13 protein-coding genes are annotated in these 15662 nt (G+C 65.5%); 10 read left to right on the top strand and 3 right to left on the bottom strand.

Going from position 1 to position 15662, the window contains the following annotated elements; translation table 11 throughout:
• The first annotated feature begins 96 nt into the window (after positions 1-96).
• Positions 97-2121, top strand: a complete 2025-nt coding sequence (locus PH586_RS10550; protein ID WP_271347720.1) for a hydantoinase/oxoprolinase family protein — start codon at positions 97-99, stop codon at positions 2119-2121.
• A gap of 77 nt (positions 2122-2198) precedes the next feature.
• Here PH586_RS10550 and PH586_RS10555 read toward each other — a convergent pair whose 3' ends face one another.
• The 3 genes from PH586_RS10555 to purU form a co-directional block, all read right to left on the bottom strand.
• On the bottom strand, positions 2199-3755 hold the full coding sequence (locus PH586_RS10555) for a trimethylamine methyltransferase family protein (protein WP_271347721.1): 1557 nt from the start codon (positions 3753-3755) through the stop codon (positions 2199-2201).
• A gap of 76 nt (positions 3756-3831) precedes the next feature.
• Positions 3832-4746 carry a bifunctional methylenetetrahydrofolate dehydrogenase/methenyltetrahydrofolate cyclohydrolase FolD gene (gene folD / locus PH586_RS10560; protein ID WP_271347722.1) on the bottom strand — a complete coding sequence of 305 codons (915 nt, stop codon included), beginning with the start codon at positions 4744-4746 and terminating at the stop codon, positions 3832-3834.
• A 74-nt stretch (positions 4747-4820) separates the two neighbouring features.
• Positions 4821-5687, bottom strand: a complete 867-nt coding sequence (gene purU / locus PH586_RS10565; protein WP_271347960.1) for a formyltetrahydrofolate deformylase — start codon at positions 5685-5687, stop codon at positions 4821-4823.
• Between the two features lie 387 nt (positions 5688-6074).
• Between purU and PH586_RS10570 the strand changes: the two genes are divergently transcribed.
• The 9 genes from PH586_RS10570 (at position 6075) to PH586_RS10610 (ending at position 15409) form a co-directional block, all read left to right on the top strand.
• Positions 6075-6773: a corrinoid protein gene (locus PH586_RS10570; RefSeq protein ID WP_271347723.1), complete on the top strand. Its 699-nt coding sequence runs from the start codon at positions 6075-6077 to the stop codon at positions 6771-6773.
• A 17-nt stretch (positions 6774-6790) separates the two neighbouring features.
• Complete coding sequence (locus PH586_RS10575) at positions 6791-7399, top strand: DUF1638 domain-containing protein (RefSeq protein ID WP_271347724.1); 609 nt, start codon at positions 6791-6793, stop codon at positions 7397-7399.
• The gene (locus PH586_RS10580) at positions 7387-7698 is read left to right on the top strand and encodes a virulence factor (RefSeq protein WP_271347725.1); all 312 of its coding nucleotides are present in this window, start codon (positions 7387-7389) and stop codon (positions 7696-7698) included. Before PH586_RS10575 ends, PH586_RS10580 begins: the two co-directional genes overlap by 13 nt.
• Before the next feature lie 111 nt (positions 7699-7809).
• On the top strand, positions 7810-8277 hold the full coding sequence (locus PH586_RS10585) for a methylenetetrahydrofolate reductase C-terminal domain-containing protein (RefSeq protein ID WP_271347726.1): 468 nt from the start codon (positions 7810-7812) through the stop codon (positions 8275-8277).
• Positions 8274-9338, top strand: a complete 1065-nt coding sequence (locus PH586_RS10590) for a methylenetetrahydrofolate reductase (RefSeq protein WP_271347727.1) — start codon at positions 8274-8276, stop codon at positions 9336-9338. The genes PH586_RS10585 and PH586_RS10590 overlap by 4 nt, the downstream gene beginning before the upstream one ends.
• A 55-nt stretch (positions 9339-9393) precedes the next feature.
• On the top strand, positions 9394-10305 hold the full coding sequence (locus tag PH586_RS10595) for a dihydropteroate synthase (protein ID WP_271347728.1): 912 nt from the start codon (positions 9394-9396) through the stop codon (positions 10303-10305).
• 95 nt (positions 10306-10400) lie between these two features.
• Positions 10401-12434, top strand: coding sequence for an ASKHA domain-containing protein (locus PH586_RS10600; RefSeq protein ID WP_271347729.1), 2034 nt, complete (start codon positions 10401-10403; stop codon positions 12432-12434).
• A gap of 215 nt (positions 12435-12649) precedes the next feature.
• Positions 12650-14002 carry a sigma-54-dependent transcriptional regulator gene (locus tag PH586_RS10605; protein ID WP_271347730.1) on the top strand — a complete coding sequence of 451 codons (1353 nt, stop codon included), beginning with the start codon at positions 12650-12652 and terminating at the stop codon, positions 14000-14002.
• A 453-nt stretch (positions 14003-14455) separates the two neighbouring features.
• Complete coding sequence (locus tag PH586_RS10610) at positions 14456-15409, top strand: TAXI family TRAP transporter solute-binding subunit (protein ID WP_271347731.1); 954 nt, start codon at positions 14456-14458, stop codon at positions 15407-15409.
• The last annotated feature ends 253 nt before the right edge of the window (positions 15410-15662 follow it).

Genomic DNA, 15662 nt, shown 5'->3' on the forward strand with positions numbered 1-15662 from the left:
CGCTTTTCAGTGGTGCCATGCCGCTGGTGGAGCAGTGGCAAGCCTGGCCGGGTGCTATTACTGCGGTCTATCTGCCCTTAAGGAGCCGCTTCCGACATGGCATATTTTCTCGGCATCGATACCGGCGGTACCTTCACCGATGCCGTGCTGCTGGACGACCAGCGCCGGGTGGTGGCCTCGGCCAAGCGGCTGACCACGCGTCTGGATTTGAGCGTCGGCATCGGCCAGTCGATGGCCGCGCTGCCGCAGCAGCTCCTGCCCGAGGTCGCCCTGGTGTCGCTGTCCTCGACCCTGACCACCAACTCGGCGGTGGAAGGCAAGGGTTCGCCGGTGTGCGTGCTGCTGATCGGCTACGACGCCCAGCAGCTCAAGGCCAGCGGCTTGCCCGAGTTGCTCGGGCCGGACGGCATCGTCCTGTTGGCCGGCGGCCACGATGCCGGCGGCCATGAGCAGGCGGCGCTGGACGAGGAGGCGGCGCGCCAGGCGATCCTGGCCCACCGCGACCGGGTCTCGGCCTTCGCCATTTCGGCGACCTTCAGCGTGCGCAACCCTTCCCACGAGCTGCGCGTGCAGGAGTTGGTCAACGACCTGGCCGGCAAACCGGTCAGTTGCGGGCATGAGCTGGCCTCGTCGCTGGGCGCGCCGCGGCGCGCCATGACCGCGGCGCTGAACGCGCGCATGATCGCCCAGGTCAGCCAGTTGATCGACTCGGTCCAGGGCCTGCTGGCCGCGCAGGACATCCAGGCGCCGTTGATGATCGTCAAGGGCGATGGTTCGCTGGTCAATGCCGCCAGCGCCATGTTGCGCCCGATCAGTACGGTGTTGTCGGGCCCTGCCGCCAGCGTCAACGGGGCCTGTGCCCTGAGCGGCTATCGCGACCTGATCGTGGCCGACATGGGCGGCACCACCACCGACATCGCGGTGGTGCGCAATGGCCGCCCCGAGCTGTCCTTCGATGGTGCCCGGGTCGGTGACTGGCGGCCGATGGTCGAAGCCATCCGCCTGTACTCGATCGGTCTGGGCGGAGACAGCGAGGTGAGCTTCGACAGTGGCCAGGGCATTGCCATCGGCCCGCGCCGGGTGGTGCCGCTGAGCCTGCTGGCCAGCCAGTACCCGGCGGTGATCGCGGTGCTCGAGCGCCAGTTGCAGTCACACCCCTGCAGCAGCCATAACCGCTTTGCCCTACGCCTGCAGCGCGATGACGCCCTGCTGCGCCACCTGACCCCCGACGAGCAGTTGGCCTGGGAACGCCTGGAAGCCGGCCCGGTGGACATCGAGCAGGCGGCCATGGACGAGCGCTGGCTGGCACGCGCGCTGGCCCGTCTGGAGCGCAAGGGGCTGGTGATCTACAGCGGCTTCACGCCCACCGACGCCGCCCATGTACTGGGTATTTCCCAGCACTGGAGCACCCAGGCGGCCAGCTTGGCGGCGCGTATCTGGGCGCGCCGGATGCGTCGCCAGTACGGCTTCGGCACCTGGCCGGAAGGCGACGCCGAGGCGCCCGCCCGGGACGTGTTCCAGCGGGTCATCCGGGTCATCTGCAGCAAATTGGTCGAGGCCGGGCTGCACGATGCCGGCCAGGACGGCGACGTCAGCCGGCTGGCGAAGGTGCTCAGCGAGCTGGTCATGACCCCGCAGGAGGGGCGTGCTGCCCGCTCGGTGTTCAGCCTGCATTTCGCCGACGACCTGCCGGTGGTGGCCGTCGGCGGTCCGGCCTCGAGTTACTATCCGAAGGCGGCCGAGGCCCTGGGCGTGCGCCTATGTCTGCCACCGCACGGCGAGGTCGCCAACGCAGTGGGCACGCTGTTTGGCGAGGTGGTGCAGCGCGTGCACATCACCGTGCTGCAACCGCAATTCGGGGTTTTCCGGGTGTTTACCCGCCACGGCCCGGTGGACCATGCCAGCCTCGACGCGGCGCTCGCCCAGGCGCGCGCCGAAGCCGCCGTGGACGCGGAGCTGCTGGCCCGGCAGGCCGGCGCCGATAGCCTGCGCATCGAATACCAGCTGGAGGAAAACTGCGTGCGCAACGATATCGACGGCGAGATGTTCTTCGAGGCCCGGGTCACCGCGCTGGCCTGCGGGATGCCGGCGCTGTACGTGGCGGCGCTCACCGAGGCTTGAGGTCAACCGGGAGCCGCCAGGAAAACGCCAGAAGGCGGCCCGAGGACCGCCTTCTGGCATTGTGCAGCAGCCTGCGCCTACACGCTCGAGTCGGGCATGCTCGCCTTGCGTTGCTCGATATAGGCCAGCAGCGCCGCGTCGATCGCCGGGTCCAGCTCGGGCGCCTGGTACTCGGCCAGCAGCTTCTTCCAGCGGGCATTGGCGCGCTGGGCCATGTCCAGGCGACCGTCGGCGTCCCATTGCTCGAAGCTGTTGTTATCGCAGATCGGCGACAGGTAGAAGGCGGTCTTGAAGTTCTGCTGGGTGTGGTCGCAGCCGAGGTAGTGCTTGCCCGGGCCGACTTCGCGAATCGCGTCCATGGCCTGGCCGTTCTCGGACAGGTCGACGCCCTTGAGCAGGGTCTGCATCATGCCGGCCTGGTCGGCGTCCATGATGAACTTCTCGTAGCCCATGGCCAGGCCGCCCTCGAGCCAGCCGGCGGTGTGCAGGGCGAAATTGACCCCGCCCAGAGTGGTCGGCAGCAGGGTGTTGGCGCTTTCGCTGGCGGCCTGGGCATCGGGCACCTTGGAGGCGGTAAAGGAGCCGCCGGAACGGAAGGGCACGCCCAGGCGCCGGGCCAGATTGGCCATCACGTAGAGCACCAGCGCCGGCTCGGGGGTACCGAAGGTGGGGGCGCCGGACTGCATCGACATGGAGCTGGCGAAGCTGCCGAACACCACGGGGGCGCCCGGGTTGACCAGCTGCACGAAGGCCATGCCGGCCAGGGCCTCGGCCAGGGTCTGGGCGGCGGTGCCGGCGATAGTCACCGGCGACATGGCGCCGGCGAGGATGAACGGGGTGATGATGCAGGCCTGGTTGGCGCGGGCATAGACCTTGGCGGCGCCGAGCATGGTGTCATCGAAGGTCATCGGCGAGTTGGCGTTGATCAGGTTGATCACGCAGGTCCTCGGCTTGCCGGTTGCCGGATCGATCCAGTTGTCGCCGAACAGGATCTTGGCCATCTCGATGGTGTCCTGGGCCCGTTCCGGGTGGGTCACCGAGCCCATGAAGCACTTGTCGGAGTACTTCATGTGGCTGTAGATCATGTCCAGGTGGCGCTTGTTCACCGGCAGGTCGACCGGCTCGCAGATGGTGCCGCCGGAGTGGTGAATGCTCGGCGACAGGTAGGCCAGTTTGACGAAGTTGCGGAAGTCCTCGAGGGTGCCGTAGCGCCGTCCGCGATCGATGTCGTGGACGAAGGGGCAGCCGTAGGCGGGCACGAACACGGTGTTGGCGCCGCCGATCTGCACGCTGCGCGCCGGGTTGCGCGCATGCTGGGTGAACTCGCGCGGGGCGCTGTCCTGAATCAGCTTGCGGCACAGGCCGCGCGGCATGCGCACCCGCTCGCCCTGGACGTCGGCGCCGGCGTCGCGCCAGATCTGCAAGGCTTCCGGATCGTCGCGAAAATCGATGCCGATCTCCTCGAGGATGGTGTCGGCGTTGTCCTCGATGATGCGCAGGCCCGCGTCGTCGAGGACCTCGTAGTAGGGGATGTTGCGCGTGATGTAGGGAGCCTGTGCGGCCTGGCCTTCGGCTCGGCTGGCGCGACGTGCCTCGCTGCCGCCGCCGCGTCTGCGTGTGGGATGTGAACTCATGATCGGACTCTCCCTCGGTTGCTTACGTCATCAGGACGTCGGTATGTGGAGTTGATGAGGCACCCCCTGTGCCGACCTAGCTACCTTCCACGCTGCCCCAGGCGGCTTGCATGATGTTGCCGGGGAAGGCGATGCCATTCTGCCGGCAGGCGGCCTCGAGCGTATTGAGCAGCAGGCAGGCGATGGTCATCGGGCCGACGCCGCCGGGAACCGGGGTGATGGCACCCGCCACGTCACGCGCCAGGTCGAAATCCACGTCGCCCACCAGCAGGGCCTTGCCTGCTTCCTCGATGCGGTTGATGCCGACATCGATGACTGTAGCCCCTGGCTTTATCCAGTGCCCGGCAACCAGTCGTGGTTGCCCGACCGCGGCCACCAGGATGTCCGCCCGCTGGCATTCGGCCTGCAGGTCGCGCGTGCGCGAATGGGCGATGGTCACCGTGCAGTTCTCCTTGAGCAGCAGGCTGGCCATGGGCTTACCGACGATGTTGGAGCGCCCCAGGACTAGGGCGTGCAGGCCGCTCAGGTCACCCAGATGGTGCTTGAGCAGCATCAGGCAACCCAGTGGGGTGCAGGGCACTATGCCCTTGCCGCCGGTGGCCAGCGCGCCGACATTGAGTGGGTGGAAGCCGTCGATGTCCTTGTCCGGGCGGATCGCGTTGATCACCCGCTCGGGGTCGACCTGTGGCGGCAAGGGCAGCTGCACCAGAATCCCGTGCACGGCCGGATCCTGATTGAGCCGCTCGATCAGCTCGAGCAACTGCTCCTCCGGCACGCCGTAGGCCAGGCGATATTCGAACGACGACATCTGCGCTTCGCGGGCCTGGTTCGCCTTGTTTCTGACATAGATCTGGCTGGCCGGGTCTTCGCCGACCAGGATCACCGCCAGCCCGGGCGTGACGAAGTGCTGTTCGCGCAGCGTGCGCACCTGGAGGCCGATTTCCGCGCGCAGACGCGCCGCATACGCCTTGCCATCGATGATTGTTGCCATGCATAAGCCCTGTGTGGGTGTGCCAGTCCCGAAGGTCGGCGATGGAGTTGTGCCGCGCCGCTACCGACGCAGGCTCAGCGAAACACCACGGTGGTATGGCCGTTGATGAACACCCGGTGTTCCAGATGGAAGCGCACCGCCCGCGACAGCGCCAGGTTCTCCGCATCGCGGCCGACCGCGGCCAGTTGCTCGGCGCTGTAGGTGTGGTCCACGCGCTCGACGATCTGCTCGATGATCGGGCCCTCGTCGAGGTCGGAGGTCACGTAGTGGGCGGTGGCGCCGATCAGCTTGACCCCGCGCTCGAAGGCCTGGTGATAGGGCTTGGCGCCCTTGAAACCGGGCAGGAACGAGTGATGGATATTGATCGCCCGACCGGCCAGCTTGTCGCACAGGTCCTCGGAGAGGATTTGCATGTAGCGCGCCAGCACCACCAGGTCGGCGCCGGTCTCCTCGACGATCTGCAGCAGCCTGGCTTCCTGCTCGGCCTTGTTCTCCGGCGTCACCGGCAGGTGGTAGTAGGGAATGTCATACCAGTCGGCCAGGCGCTTGAGGTCGGGGTGGTTGGAGACGATGGCCGCAACCTCCATCTTGATCTCGCCGGTGCGCTGGCGGTAGAGCAGGTCGTCCAGGCAGTGATCGAACCTGGAGACGGCGATCAGCACCTTGGGCGGGGTCAGGGTGTCATGCATCTCCCACTCCAGGCCGTCGAGCTCGGCCACGGCGGGGAAGCTGTCCTTGAGCACCTGGAAGGAGGGTGTCTCGCCGGGGGTGGTGGAGAACACCACGCGAACGAAGAAGTTGCCGCTGGATATCTGATCGAACTGGGCCATTTCCATGATGTAGCAGCGGTGCTGGGCGAGAAAGGTGGAGATTCTCGACACGGTTCCGATGGCGCCCTTGCAGCTGGCCTTCAGCACATAGATGTTCTTTCCTTCGGTCATTGCGGACATTGCAGACATTTCAATCCCCCCCTGACAACGCACTCTTGAATAGGCGGTCGGACTTGGCGATGCGCAGAATGGGACGGCCTGACGCTCGCTTCAGAGTCTTTGAAATCTACTCGCCGCCTCTGTGGTCACTTGCTCAAAGACGACGTCTGGCGTCGCCCTAGCGACGTCGCTTGGGTTCGAGTATTTCTTAAAAAAATGATCCAGATCAATGTATTGCGAGATTGGATAACAATGTGGTCGAAGTTTGACTATGTAGTCGCACGTGGGTATGTGTGCGTCGTCTTGGTGGTTATAAACTGAACGAACTGCTTCTACGCTGGCTATTCATCACTGCCGTCAGGCGTAATCCAGACGTAGTTTTCGGGGGAGTCAATCGCAATGACCGACCAGTTCAGCGAAGAAGATTTTGACCTCAACGATCTGCCCGACGACGAACTCGTCGAACAGATGCACGATGACCTCTACAACGGCTTGCGCGAGGAGGTGGTCGAGGGCACCGAGATTCTCCTGGCACGCGGCTGGAGCGCCAGTAAGGTACTGGACGAGGCGCTGGTCGGCGGCATGACCATCGTCGGCGTCGACTTCCGCGACGGCATCCTGTTCGTCCCGGAAGTGCTGATGGCAGCCAACGCCATGAAAGGCGGTATGGAAGTGCTGCGCCCGTTGCTGACTCAGTCCGGTGCCGAATCGGTCGGCAAGATCGTGATCGGCACGGTCAAGGGCGACATCCATGACATCGGCAAGAACCTGGTGTGCATGATGATGGAAGGCGCCGGCTTCGAAGTCATCGACATCGGCATCAACATCCCGGTCGAGACCTACATCGAAGCCCTGGAAAAGCACAAGCCGGACATTCTCGGCCTGTCGGCGCTGCTGACCACCACCATGTCCTACATGAAGGTGGTGATCGACACCCTGGTGGAGAAGGGCATCCGTGACGACTACATCGTGATGGTCGGCGGCGCGCCGCTCAACGAGGAGTTCGGCAAGGCGGTCGGCGCCGATGCCTATTGCCGCGATGCGGGTGTCGCCGTGGACATGGCCAAAGAACTGATCGCCCGTCGGCGTGCGGCCTGAACCAAGAGCCGGCGGCCATGAAGCCCATGCTGATCATTGCCTGTGGGGCCTTGGCCAGGGAGATCAATGCACTGGTCGCGGCCAATGGCTGGCAGCAGGTGCGGGTGCAGTGCCTGCCAGCCGACCTGCATAACCACCCCGAGCGGATCGCCGGGGCGGTGCAGGACAAGCTGCACGAGGTCGATCGGGGGCGTGAGCGGGTGTTCGTCGCCTATGCCGATTGCGGCACCGGCGGACGCCTCGATCAGGTGCTCGCCGCCCATGGTGTGGAACGCCTGCCGGGCGCGCATTGCTATGACTTCTACGCGGGCGAGCAGGTGTTTGCCGAGCTTGCCGCCGCGGAGCCAGGCACCTTCTACCTCACCGACTTCCTGGCCCGGCATTTCGACCGGCTGGTCATGCGCGAGCTGGGCATCGATCAGCACCCGCAATTGGCCGCGCTGTATTTCGGCAACTACCGACGTCTGCTGTACCTGGCGCAGCGCGAGGACCCCGTGCTGATGCAGGCCGCCGAGCGCGCCGCCGGATTGCTCGGCCTGGCCTTCGAGTACCGCTATACCGGCTACGGGGATCTGCACACTTCACTGCTGCGCTTTATCGAAGGGGAAGAGAAATGGCCCAACTGATCATCGTGTCCTGGCGCGACATCCCTGCGCAGATCATCGTCAAGCGGGGTCGTAACAGCGCCCGCGTGCAGCTACCCCAGCGGTTTCAGAAAGCCATCGACCGGGCGGCCATGCGCGCCGGCAAGGGTGGCTCGGAGGCCTATCTGGCCGACTGGAAGCGCTCCGAACCCAAAGCCTGCGGCGACGACCTGCAGGCCGAAGCCGAGGCCGAGGCGGCCCACATCGAACAAGGTTATAGCGACGACGACCTGGCCCGGCTGATCAAGAACAAGGGGCTGGCCCTCGACCCGGAGGCCTGACCGGATCCCCGACCGGTTGTCCGAATGGAGGTCTTTGCGTTGGTGGTGGCGAAGGCGTTTGGCACGCCAGGCATCAACAATCATGCTGTCTCACGAGCCAGGATAACTGCCATGTACAAGGTTCGTCATTGGGTGGTCCGCCACTCCAGAGTGTTCGAAAGCCTCTACCGCTGCTTCGAGCCGCTGCTGGTGAAGTTGCACCCGCTGTGGAAGCGGCTGGGGTATGCGCGGGTCGAGGCCCCGATGCGCGCCGTCGAGAAGGGCGTCAAGGGCTTGCTGTTCGACTGTCAGATGTGCGGTCAGTGCGTATTGAGTTCGACCGGCATGGCGTGCCCGATGAACTGCCCGAAGACCCTGCGCAACGGCCCCTGCGGCGGGGTACGCAGCGACGGCCATTGCGAAGTGAAACCGGAGATGAAATGCGTCTGGGTCGAGGCCTGGGCCGGCAGCCAGAACATGCGGCACGGCGAGCGCATTCATGTGGTGCAGCAGCCGGTCGACTACCGCCTCAGGGGCTCATCCTCCTGGCTCAGCGTGGTCCGTGAACAGGCGCAGCGGAACAACGGGGACGAGCAATGAGATTCGATGACGAGCCGGTTCCCGGCTATTCGCTGCCGATCCTGCCGGGTCACGTCTCGCCCGGGCGGCTGGAGCGAGTGTTGCGCGCGGGCAAGTTTGCCATCACCGCCGAGCTCGATCCGCCGGATTCGGCCGATCCGGCCGAGGTGCTCAAGCGCGCGGCGATCTTCGACGGCTACGTCGACGCCATCAACGCCACCGACGGTTCGGGGGCCAACTGCCACATGTCCAGCGTCGGCGTGTGCTCGCTGCTGACCCGGGTCGGCTACGCCACCATCATGCAGATCTCCTGCCGCGACCGTAATCGCATCGCCATTCAGGGCGAGATCCTCGGCGCGGCGGCGATGGGCGCCTGCAACATCCTCTGCCTGACCGGCGACGGCGTGCAGGCCGGCGATCATCCGCAGGCCAAGCCGGTGTTCGACCTGGACTCGATGTCGTTGCTGGAAATCGCCCGCGGCATGCGCGACGACTGCCGCTTCCAGAGCGGACGCAAGATCGACATGCCGCCGCGGGTGTTTCTCGGCGCCGCCGAGAACCCGTTCGTGCCGCCCTATGACTGGCGCCCGCACCGCCTGGCGAAGAAGGTGGCGGCCGGGGCGCAATTCATCCAGACCCAGTATTGCTTCGATATCGACCGACTCAAGCAGTTCATGGCCAAGGTGGGCGATCTCGGCCTGCTGGAAGGGCCGAAGCGGGTGCATATTCTGGTCGGGGTCGGCCCGCTGGCCTCGGCCAAGAGCGCCCTGTGGATCCGCCAGAACGTCCCCGGCGTGCATATTCCGGATGCGGTGATCGAGCGCCTGCAGGGCGCCAGCAAGCAGAAAGAGGAGGGCAAGCGCCTGTGCCTGGACCTGCTGCAGGAGATCCGCGAGATCAAGGGCGTCAGCGGCGCGCACATCATGGCCTACCGCCAGGAGGAAAGCGTGGCGGAGATCATCCAGGCCTCCGGCGTACTCGAAGGGCGGGTGCCCTGGTACCCGGGCCGCGACAACCCCGCGCAACTCAATCCAGAGTCGCCGGATGCGCTCGGGCACAGCGAACAGGCGTTATCCGACTAGTTGCGGGCAACGCGATACAGGTCGGCAATCCAGTGTAAATATTCGAGGAAGTGTCATGACAGATACCATCATCAGCTCGCACAAGAAGGAAGTGGTGCTCGGCTTCGAGCGGCCCTTCGTGGTCATCGGTGAGCGCATCAACCCCACGGGGCGCAAGCTGCTGGCGGCGGAAATGGCCGCCGGCGACTTCTCCCGGGTGATCCTCGATGTCGAGGCGCAGCTGGCGGCCGGCGCGCACATGCTCGACGTCAACGCCGGCATCCCGCTGGCCGACGAGCCGGCGATCCTGGCCCAGACCATCAAGCTGGTGCAGTCGCTGACCGACGTGCCGCTGTGCATCGACTCCTCGATCATCGCCGCCCTGGAAGCCGGCCTGGCGGTGTACCAGGGCAAGCCCCTGGTCAACTCGGTGACCGGCGAGGACGAAAGCCTGGAGCGGGTACTGCCGCTGGTGAAGAAGTACGGCGCCGCCGTGGTGGCCATCAGCAACGACGAAACCGGCATCTCCCACGACCCCAATGTGCGCTTCGCCATCGCCAAGAAGATCGTCGAACGGGCCGCCGATCACGGCATTCCGGCCTGCGACGTGGTGGTCGACCCGCTGGTGATGCCGATCGGCGCGGTGGGCAACGCCGGTCGCCAGGTCTTCGAACTGTGCTATCGGTTGCAGCGCGAGCTGAAGGTCAACACCACCTGCGGTGCCTCCAACGTCAGCTTCGGCCTGCCCAACCGCAACGGCATCAATGCGGCCTTTATGAGCATGGCGATCGCCTCCGGCCTGACCTCGGCGATCACCAATCCACTGCACGAAGAGATCATGGCCGCCATCCTGGGCGCCGACGTGATGATGGGCCACGACCCAGACTGCATGCGCTGGATCAAGAAGTTCCGCGAGCCGCCGGCGGTTGGCGCCGATGGCAGCGAGGCCCGCGGTCGCCGGCAGACCCGTCGGCGCTCAACCAGCTAAGCGTCGCCGCCTGCCGCCGGTGGTATCGCCGGCGGCGCCGCGAAGGGCCCTGCTCCAGGGCGCTGCGGGGACTTGCTTCGAACCAGGAGGTAGCCGTGTCCGAGCCTGAAGATGCACTCGTGGTATTCACCCCGTCCGGCCGCCGTGGTCGCTTCCCCGTGGGCACGCCGCTGCTGGAGGCGGCCCGGTCGCTGGGCGTCGATATCGACTCGGTGTGTGGCGGTCGCGGTCTCTGCGGTCGCTGCCAGGTCGACCTGTGCGAGGGCAGCTTCGCCAAGCACGGGCTCGAGTCCGCCGCCAGCCACCTGAGCGCCAAGAGCGACACCGAGTACGCCTGGGAAATGCGCCGCGGCCCGCTCAGTTCGGGGCGCCGGTTGAGCTGTTCGACCCAGCTGCTGGGCGATGCGGTGATCGATGTGCCGCCTTCCAGCCAGGTGCACCGCCAGGTCGTGCGCAAGCGCGCGGAAGTGGTCAATATCGAGCTGGACCCGATCGTTCGCCTGTACTTCGTCGAGGTGCAACAGCCGGACATGCACGTGCCGGCCTCCGATCTGCGCCGGCTCAAGGATGCCCTCAACTACCAGTGGCACCTGCCCCAGCTGGAAAGCGATATCCGCGTGGTCCAGCAACTGCAGCAGGCCCTGCGCCAGGGTCAGTGGCAAGTCACGGTGGCGGTGTACAACGACGAGCGGATCATCGCCGTCTGGCCGGGGCTGCACGAGAAGATCTACGGCATGGCGGTGGATGTCGGCTCGACCACCATCGCCGCTCATCTGTGCGACCTGCAGAGTGGCGAGGTGGTGGCCTCCGCCGGGCGCATGAACCCGCAGATCCGCTTCGGCGAGGATCTGATGAGTCGGGTCTCCTACATCATGATGAACCCGGGCGGCGAGGTGGACATGACCCTCGCCGTGCGCGAGGCGCTCAACCAGGTGACCGAGGAGCTGGCCAAGGAGGCGGGGATCGGCTTGAACGCGATCATCGAGGCCACCTTCGTCGGCAACCCGATCATGCACAGCCTGGTGTTCGGCATCAATCCGGTCGAGCTGGGCGGCGCGCCCTTCGCCCTGGCCACCGACGAGGCGGTCGACGGTCTCTGGGCCACCGAAATCGACCTGCGCATCCACCCCAACGCGCGGGTCTATGGCTTGCCCTGCATCGCCGGCCACGTCGGTGCCGACACCGCCGCGGTGATCCTTTCCGAGACGCCCTACCTGAGCGAAGAACTGATGTTGCTGGTGGACGTCGGCACCAACGCCGAGATCGTCCTGGGCAATCGCGAGCGCCTGCTGGCGGCCTCCAGTCCGACCGGCCCGGCCTTCGAGGGCGCCCAGATCAGTTGCGGCCAGCGCGCCGCGCCGGGTGCCATCGAGCGGGTGCGCATCGACCCGCAGACCCTGGAACCGCGCTTCAAGGTGATCGGCTGCGATCTGTGGTCGAACCAGGCCGGCTTCGCCGAGGCGATCGCCGGGCATGGCGTCACCGGAGTCTGTGGCTCGGGCATCATCGAGGTGATCGCCGAACTGTTCCTGGCCGGCATCATCAACCACGAGGGGGTAGTCAACGGCGCCCTGGCCGAGCGCTGCCCGCGGGTGGTGGCCGACGGCCGGACCTTCGCCTACGTGCTGCACCAGGACGCCAGCCGCACCCTGCGCATCACCCAGAATGACGTGCGCGCGATCCAGCTGGCCAAGGCCGCGCTCTATGCCGGAATCAAGCTGCTGATGGAGCAATTCGGCACCGATCGGGTCGAGCGCATTCGCCTGGCCGGCGCCTTCGGCACCCATATCGACGTCAAGTACGCGATGATTCTCGGCCTGATCCCGGACTGCGACCTCGAGCATGTCACCTCGGCCGGCAATGCCGCCGGCACAGGGGCGCGCATCGCCCTGCTCAGTCGCAAGTCGCGCCAGGAAATCGAAGAGGTGGTCAGGCGCGTGGAGAAGGTGGAAACCGCCACCGAGCCGCGTTTTCAGGAGCACTTCATCGCGGCCATGGCGATCCCGCACAAGACCGATGCCTTCAGCCGGTTGCGGGCCAGCGTCACCCTGCCAGCGCCCAGCCCGAGCCAGAACACCCTGAATCGGGCGGCCGGGCGGCGTCAGCGCCCGCCCCGTCAGCCGAGCTGAGCAGCACTGGGTAGGAGGGGGCAGGCGCGTACCGCATCAATGGCATCTGCGGAAACCGTTGACGCGCCGTGACTCATCAAGGGTGCCTCGCGCTGTCACGGTCTGGTCGTGACGCGGCGCTCGAATACTGTTGCCGTTTTTCTTGGGCTGTTCTGCGCCGCTAGCCTACACGGCCCGACCCACCCTACACTGCCGGCGTCGAGAGGGGGGTGTCCATGAGCGGTCAGGTGATAGTGGTCGATGACGAGGCGGCGATCCGCGAAGCGGTGCAGCAGTGGCTCGAACTGTCCGGTTTGCAGGTGCAGAGCTGCGCCAATGCGGCGCAGGCGCTGGCGTTGGTCGATCGCGATTTTGCCGGCGTGGTCGTCAGCGATGTGCGCATGCCCGGCACCGACGGCCTGCAACTGCTCGACTCGCTGCTGGAGCTGGATCGCGACCTGCCGGTGATCCTGGTGACCGGCCATGGCGATGTGCCGATGGCGGTGCAGGCGCTGCGTAACGGCGCCTACGACTTTATCGAAAAGCCCTTCACCCCCGAGCGCCTGCTCGACAGCGTGCGCCGCGCCCTGGACAAGCGCCGGCTGGTCTGCGAGAACCGCCAGCTGCGTCAGCAATTTGCCCAGAAGGATCACATCGAGGCGCAGTTGCTCGGTGTTTCAAAGCCGATGGAAAACCTGCGCCGGCAGATTCTCGAGCTGGCCGGGACCTCGGTGAATATCCTGATTCGTGGCGACACCGGCAGCGGCAAGGAGCGGGTCGCCCGCTGCCTGCATGATTTCAGTTCGCGCGCCGGCAAGCCCTTCGTCGCCCTCAACTGTGCGGCGATTCCGGAGCAGTTGTTCGAAAGCGAGCTGTTCGGTCACGAAAGCGGCGCCTTCACCGGCGCCCAGGGCAAGCGCATCGGCCGCATCGAACATGCCGACGGCGGCACCCTGTTTCTCGATGAGGTGGAAAGCCTGCCGCTGGCCCAGCAGGTCAAGTTGCTGCGGGTGCTGCAGGAGAAAACCCTGGAGCGGCTCGGTTCCAACCGCAGTATCCAGGTCGATCTGCGGGTGATCAGCGCGGTCAAGCCGGATCTGCTCGATGAAGTGCGCGCCGGGCGTTTCCGCGAGGACCTGTACTACCGGCTGAACGTCGCCAGCCTGCGCATCCCCCCGCTGCGCGAGCGGCGCGAGGACATTCCCCTGCTGTTCGAACACTTCGCCCGCCAGGCCGCCCAGCGCCATGGGCGGGACATGCCGCCGTTGTCGCCGGCCGACTTGAGCCGGTTGCTCGGTCACGACTGGCCGGGCAATGTGCGCGAGCTGATCAACGCCGCCGAGCGCCATGCCCTGGGTCTGAGCGCCCCGGCTGAAGGCGCTGGCGAGTTGCCGGTGCAGTCCCTGGCCGAGCAGATGGAAACCTTCGAGGCGCAATGCCTGCACCGCGCCTTGCAGCACTGCCAGGGCAATATCGCCGAGGTCATGGCGCTGTTGCAGCTGCCGCGGCGCACCCTCAACGAGAAGATGCAGCGCCATGGCCTGCAGCGCAGCAGCTATCGTCCGGCCGGCAGTGGCGACGAGGACTGAAGATCCTCAGCAGTGCGTTGGCGCAGACCTGGCAGGTGCACACAGGATCTGCACGCCGACAGCGTAAGCGGATTTACGCCTATCTCTGCTCGATAGTAGGCGTAAATCCGCTCATCAAGCCTCGGGCTATTCATGCAAACCCCTCTAGATCGGGCTATACAGCCATTGGCACGGCATCTGCTATAGCTCTGGTACGCCATCCGTGCTGTTTGCGGCGGCGATTATAAGAAAGACCAGAGGTGAGCCTATGAACTGCCGAACTGCCCCCGCGAGCGCGTCTCGCCCAGCTCCGTTATGCCGCCTCTTGCGTGCCAGGCCTCGGTCGGGTGCGGGCATTCGCCACTTTCGCCCATTCTGATCGGCCCCCGGACTTGCCTATCCGCTGCGGCGGGTCGTGCATCGTCTACAGTGAAAAAACGCTGCATAAAGCCATAACAACGACGGAGATACTCCATGCGATTGACCAAGCGTTTCAGCCTGCTCGCTGCTGCCGCGGCCCTGACGGCCAGCACTGCCGCATTTGCCGCACCGACCTTTATCAACATCCTCACTGGCGGCACCAGCGGGGTCTACTACCCGATCGGTGTGGCCCTGTCGCAGCTCTACAGCAACGGTATCGACGGCGCCAAGACCTCGGTGCAGGCCACCAAGGCGTCGGTGGAAAACCTCAACCTGCTGCAGACCGGTCGCGGCGAGCTGGCCTTGGCCCTGGGTGACTCGGTCGCCGATGCCTGGAATGGCGTGGAAGATGCCGGCTTCAAAACCCCGCTGAAGAAGCTCCGCGCGATTGCCGGCACCTACCCGAACTACATCCAGATCGTCGCCAACAAGGAGTCCGGTATCGCCACCCTGGCTGACCTCAAAGGCAAGCGTATCTCGGTCGGCGCACCGAAGTCCGGCACCGAGCTGAATGCGCGGGCGATCTTCGCCGCGGCGGGTCTGAGCTATGACGACATGGCCAAGGTCGAGTTCCTGCCGTACGCCGAGTCGGTCGAGCTGATCAAGAATCGTCAGCTGGATGCCACCCTGCAATCCTCGGGGCTGGGCATGGCGGCGATCCGCGATTTGGCCGCCACCCTGCCGATCAATTTCGTCGCCATTCCGGCCGAGGTAAGCACCAAGATCGGCAATGCGGCCTATCAGCCCGCCATGATTCCAGCCGGTACCTATGACGGTCAGGATGTCGACATCGCGACAGTGGCGATCAAGAACATCCTGGTCAGCCATGAAGATGTATCCGAGGAAGTGGCCTACCAGATGACCAAGCTGATGTTCGACAACCTCGAGCGTCTGGGCAACGCCCATTCCGCGGCCAAGGACATCAAACTGGACGGCGCGGCGAAGAACCTGCCGATCCCGCTGCATCCAGGTGCCGAGCGCTTCTACAAGGAAGTCGGCGCGCTGTAAGGCTGCCGTAGGGTTGAGCTCGTAGGATGGCTCGGGCCTGGTAGATGGGTTAGTCGCGCAGCGGCATAACCCATCTACCGATGACGAAGGCGCTTGCCATGCAGCATGGGTATCGCTTCGCTCAACCGAGCCTACCGAGCCTACCGAGCCTACCGAGCCTACCGAGCCTACCCAGGCACCACTGTCTGTAGAGTTGCGAATAAAACCAGCGTGCCGTGTACGGCAGGTTTTGTTGGCAACTCTTACGCCATAT

It is taken from the genome of Pseudomonas aestuarii (assembly GCF_027988105.1).
GTDB classification, from domain to species: Bacteria; Pseudomonadota; Gammaproteobacteria; order Pseudomonadales; family Pseudomonadaceae; genus Aquipseudomonas; species Aquipseudomonas aestuarii.

Coding starts and splice junctions, on each gene's coding strand:
- PH586_RS10610 (WP_271347731.1), top strand. CDS start 14,456: ATGCGATTGACCAAGCGTTTCAGCCTGCTCGCTGCTGCCGCGGCCCTG.
- purU (WP_271347960.1), bottom strand. CDS start 5,687: ATGACCGAAGGAAAGAACATCTATGTGCTGAAGGCCAGCTGCAAGGGC.
- PH586_RS10570 (WP_271347723.1), top strand. CDS start 6,075: ATGACCGACCAGTTCAGCGAAGAAGATTTTGACCTCAACGATCTGCCC.
- folD (WP_271347722.1), bottom strand. CDS start 4,746: ATGGCAACAATCATCGATGGCAAGGCGTATGCGGCGCGTCTGCGCGCG.
- PH586_RS10595 (WP_271347728.1), top strand. CDS start 9,394: ATGACAGATACCATCATCAGCTCGCACAAGAAGGAAGTGGTGCTCGGC.
- PH586_RS10585 (WP_271347726.1), top strand. CDS start 7,810: ATGTACAAGGTTCGTCATTGGGTGGTCCGCCACTCCAGAGTGTTCGAA.
- PH586_RS10590 (WP_271347727.1), top strand. CDS start 8,274: ATGAGATTCGATGACGAGCCGGTTCCCGGCTATTCGCTGCCGATCCTG.
- PH586_RS10605 (WP_271347730.1), top strand. CDS start 12,650: ATGAGCGGTCAGGTGATAGTGGTCGATGACGAGGCGGCGATCCGCGAA.
- PH586_RS10580 (WP_271347725.1), top strand. CDS start 7,387: ATGGCCCAACTGATCATCGTGTCCTGGCGCGACATCCCTGCGCAGATC.
- PH586_RS10550 (WP_271347720.1), top strand. CDS start 97: ATGGCATATTTTCTCGGCATCGATACCGGCGGTACCTTCACCGATGCC.
- PH586_RS10555 (WP_271347721.1), bottom strand. CDS start 3,755: ATGAGTTCACATCCCACACGCAGACGCGGCGGCGGCAGCGAGGCACGT.
- PH586_RS10575 (WP_271347724.1), top strand. CDS start 6,791: ATGAAGCCCATGCTGATCATTGCCTGTGGGGCCTTGGCCAGGGAGATC.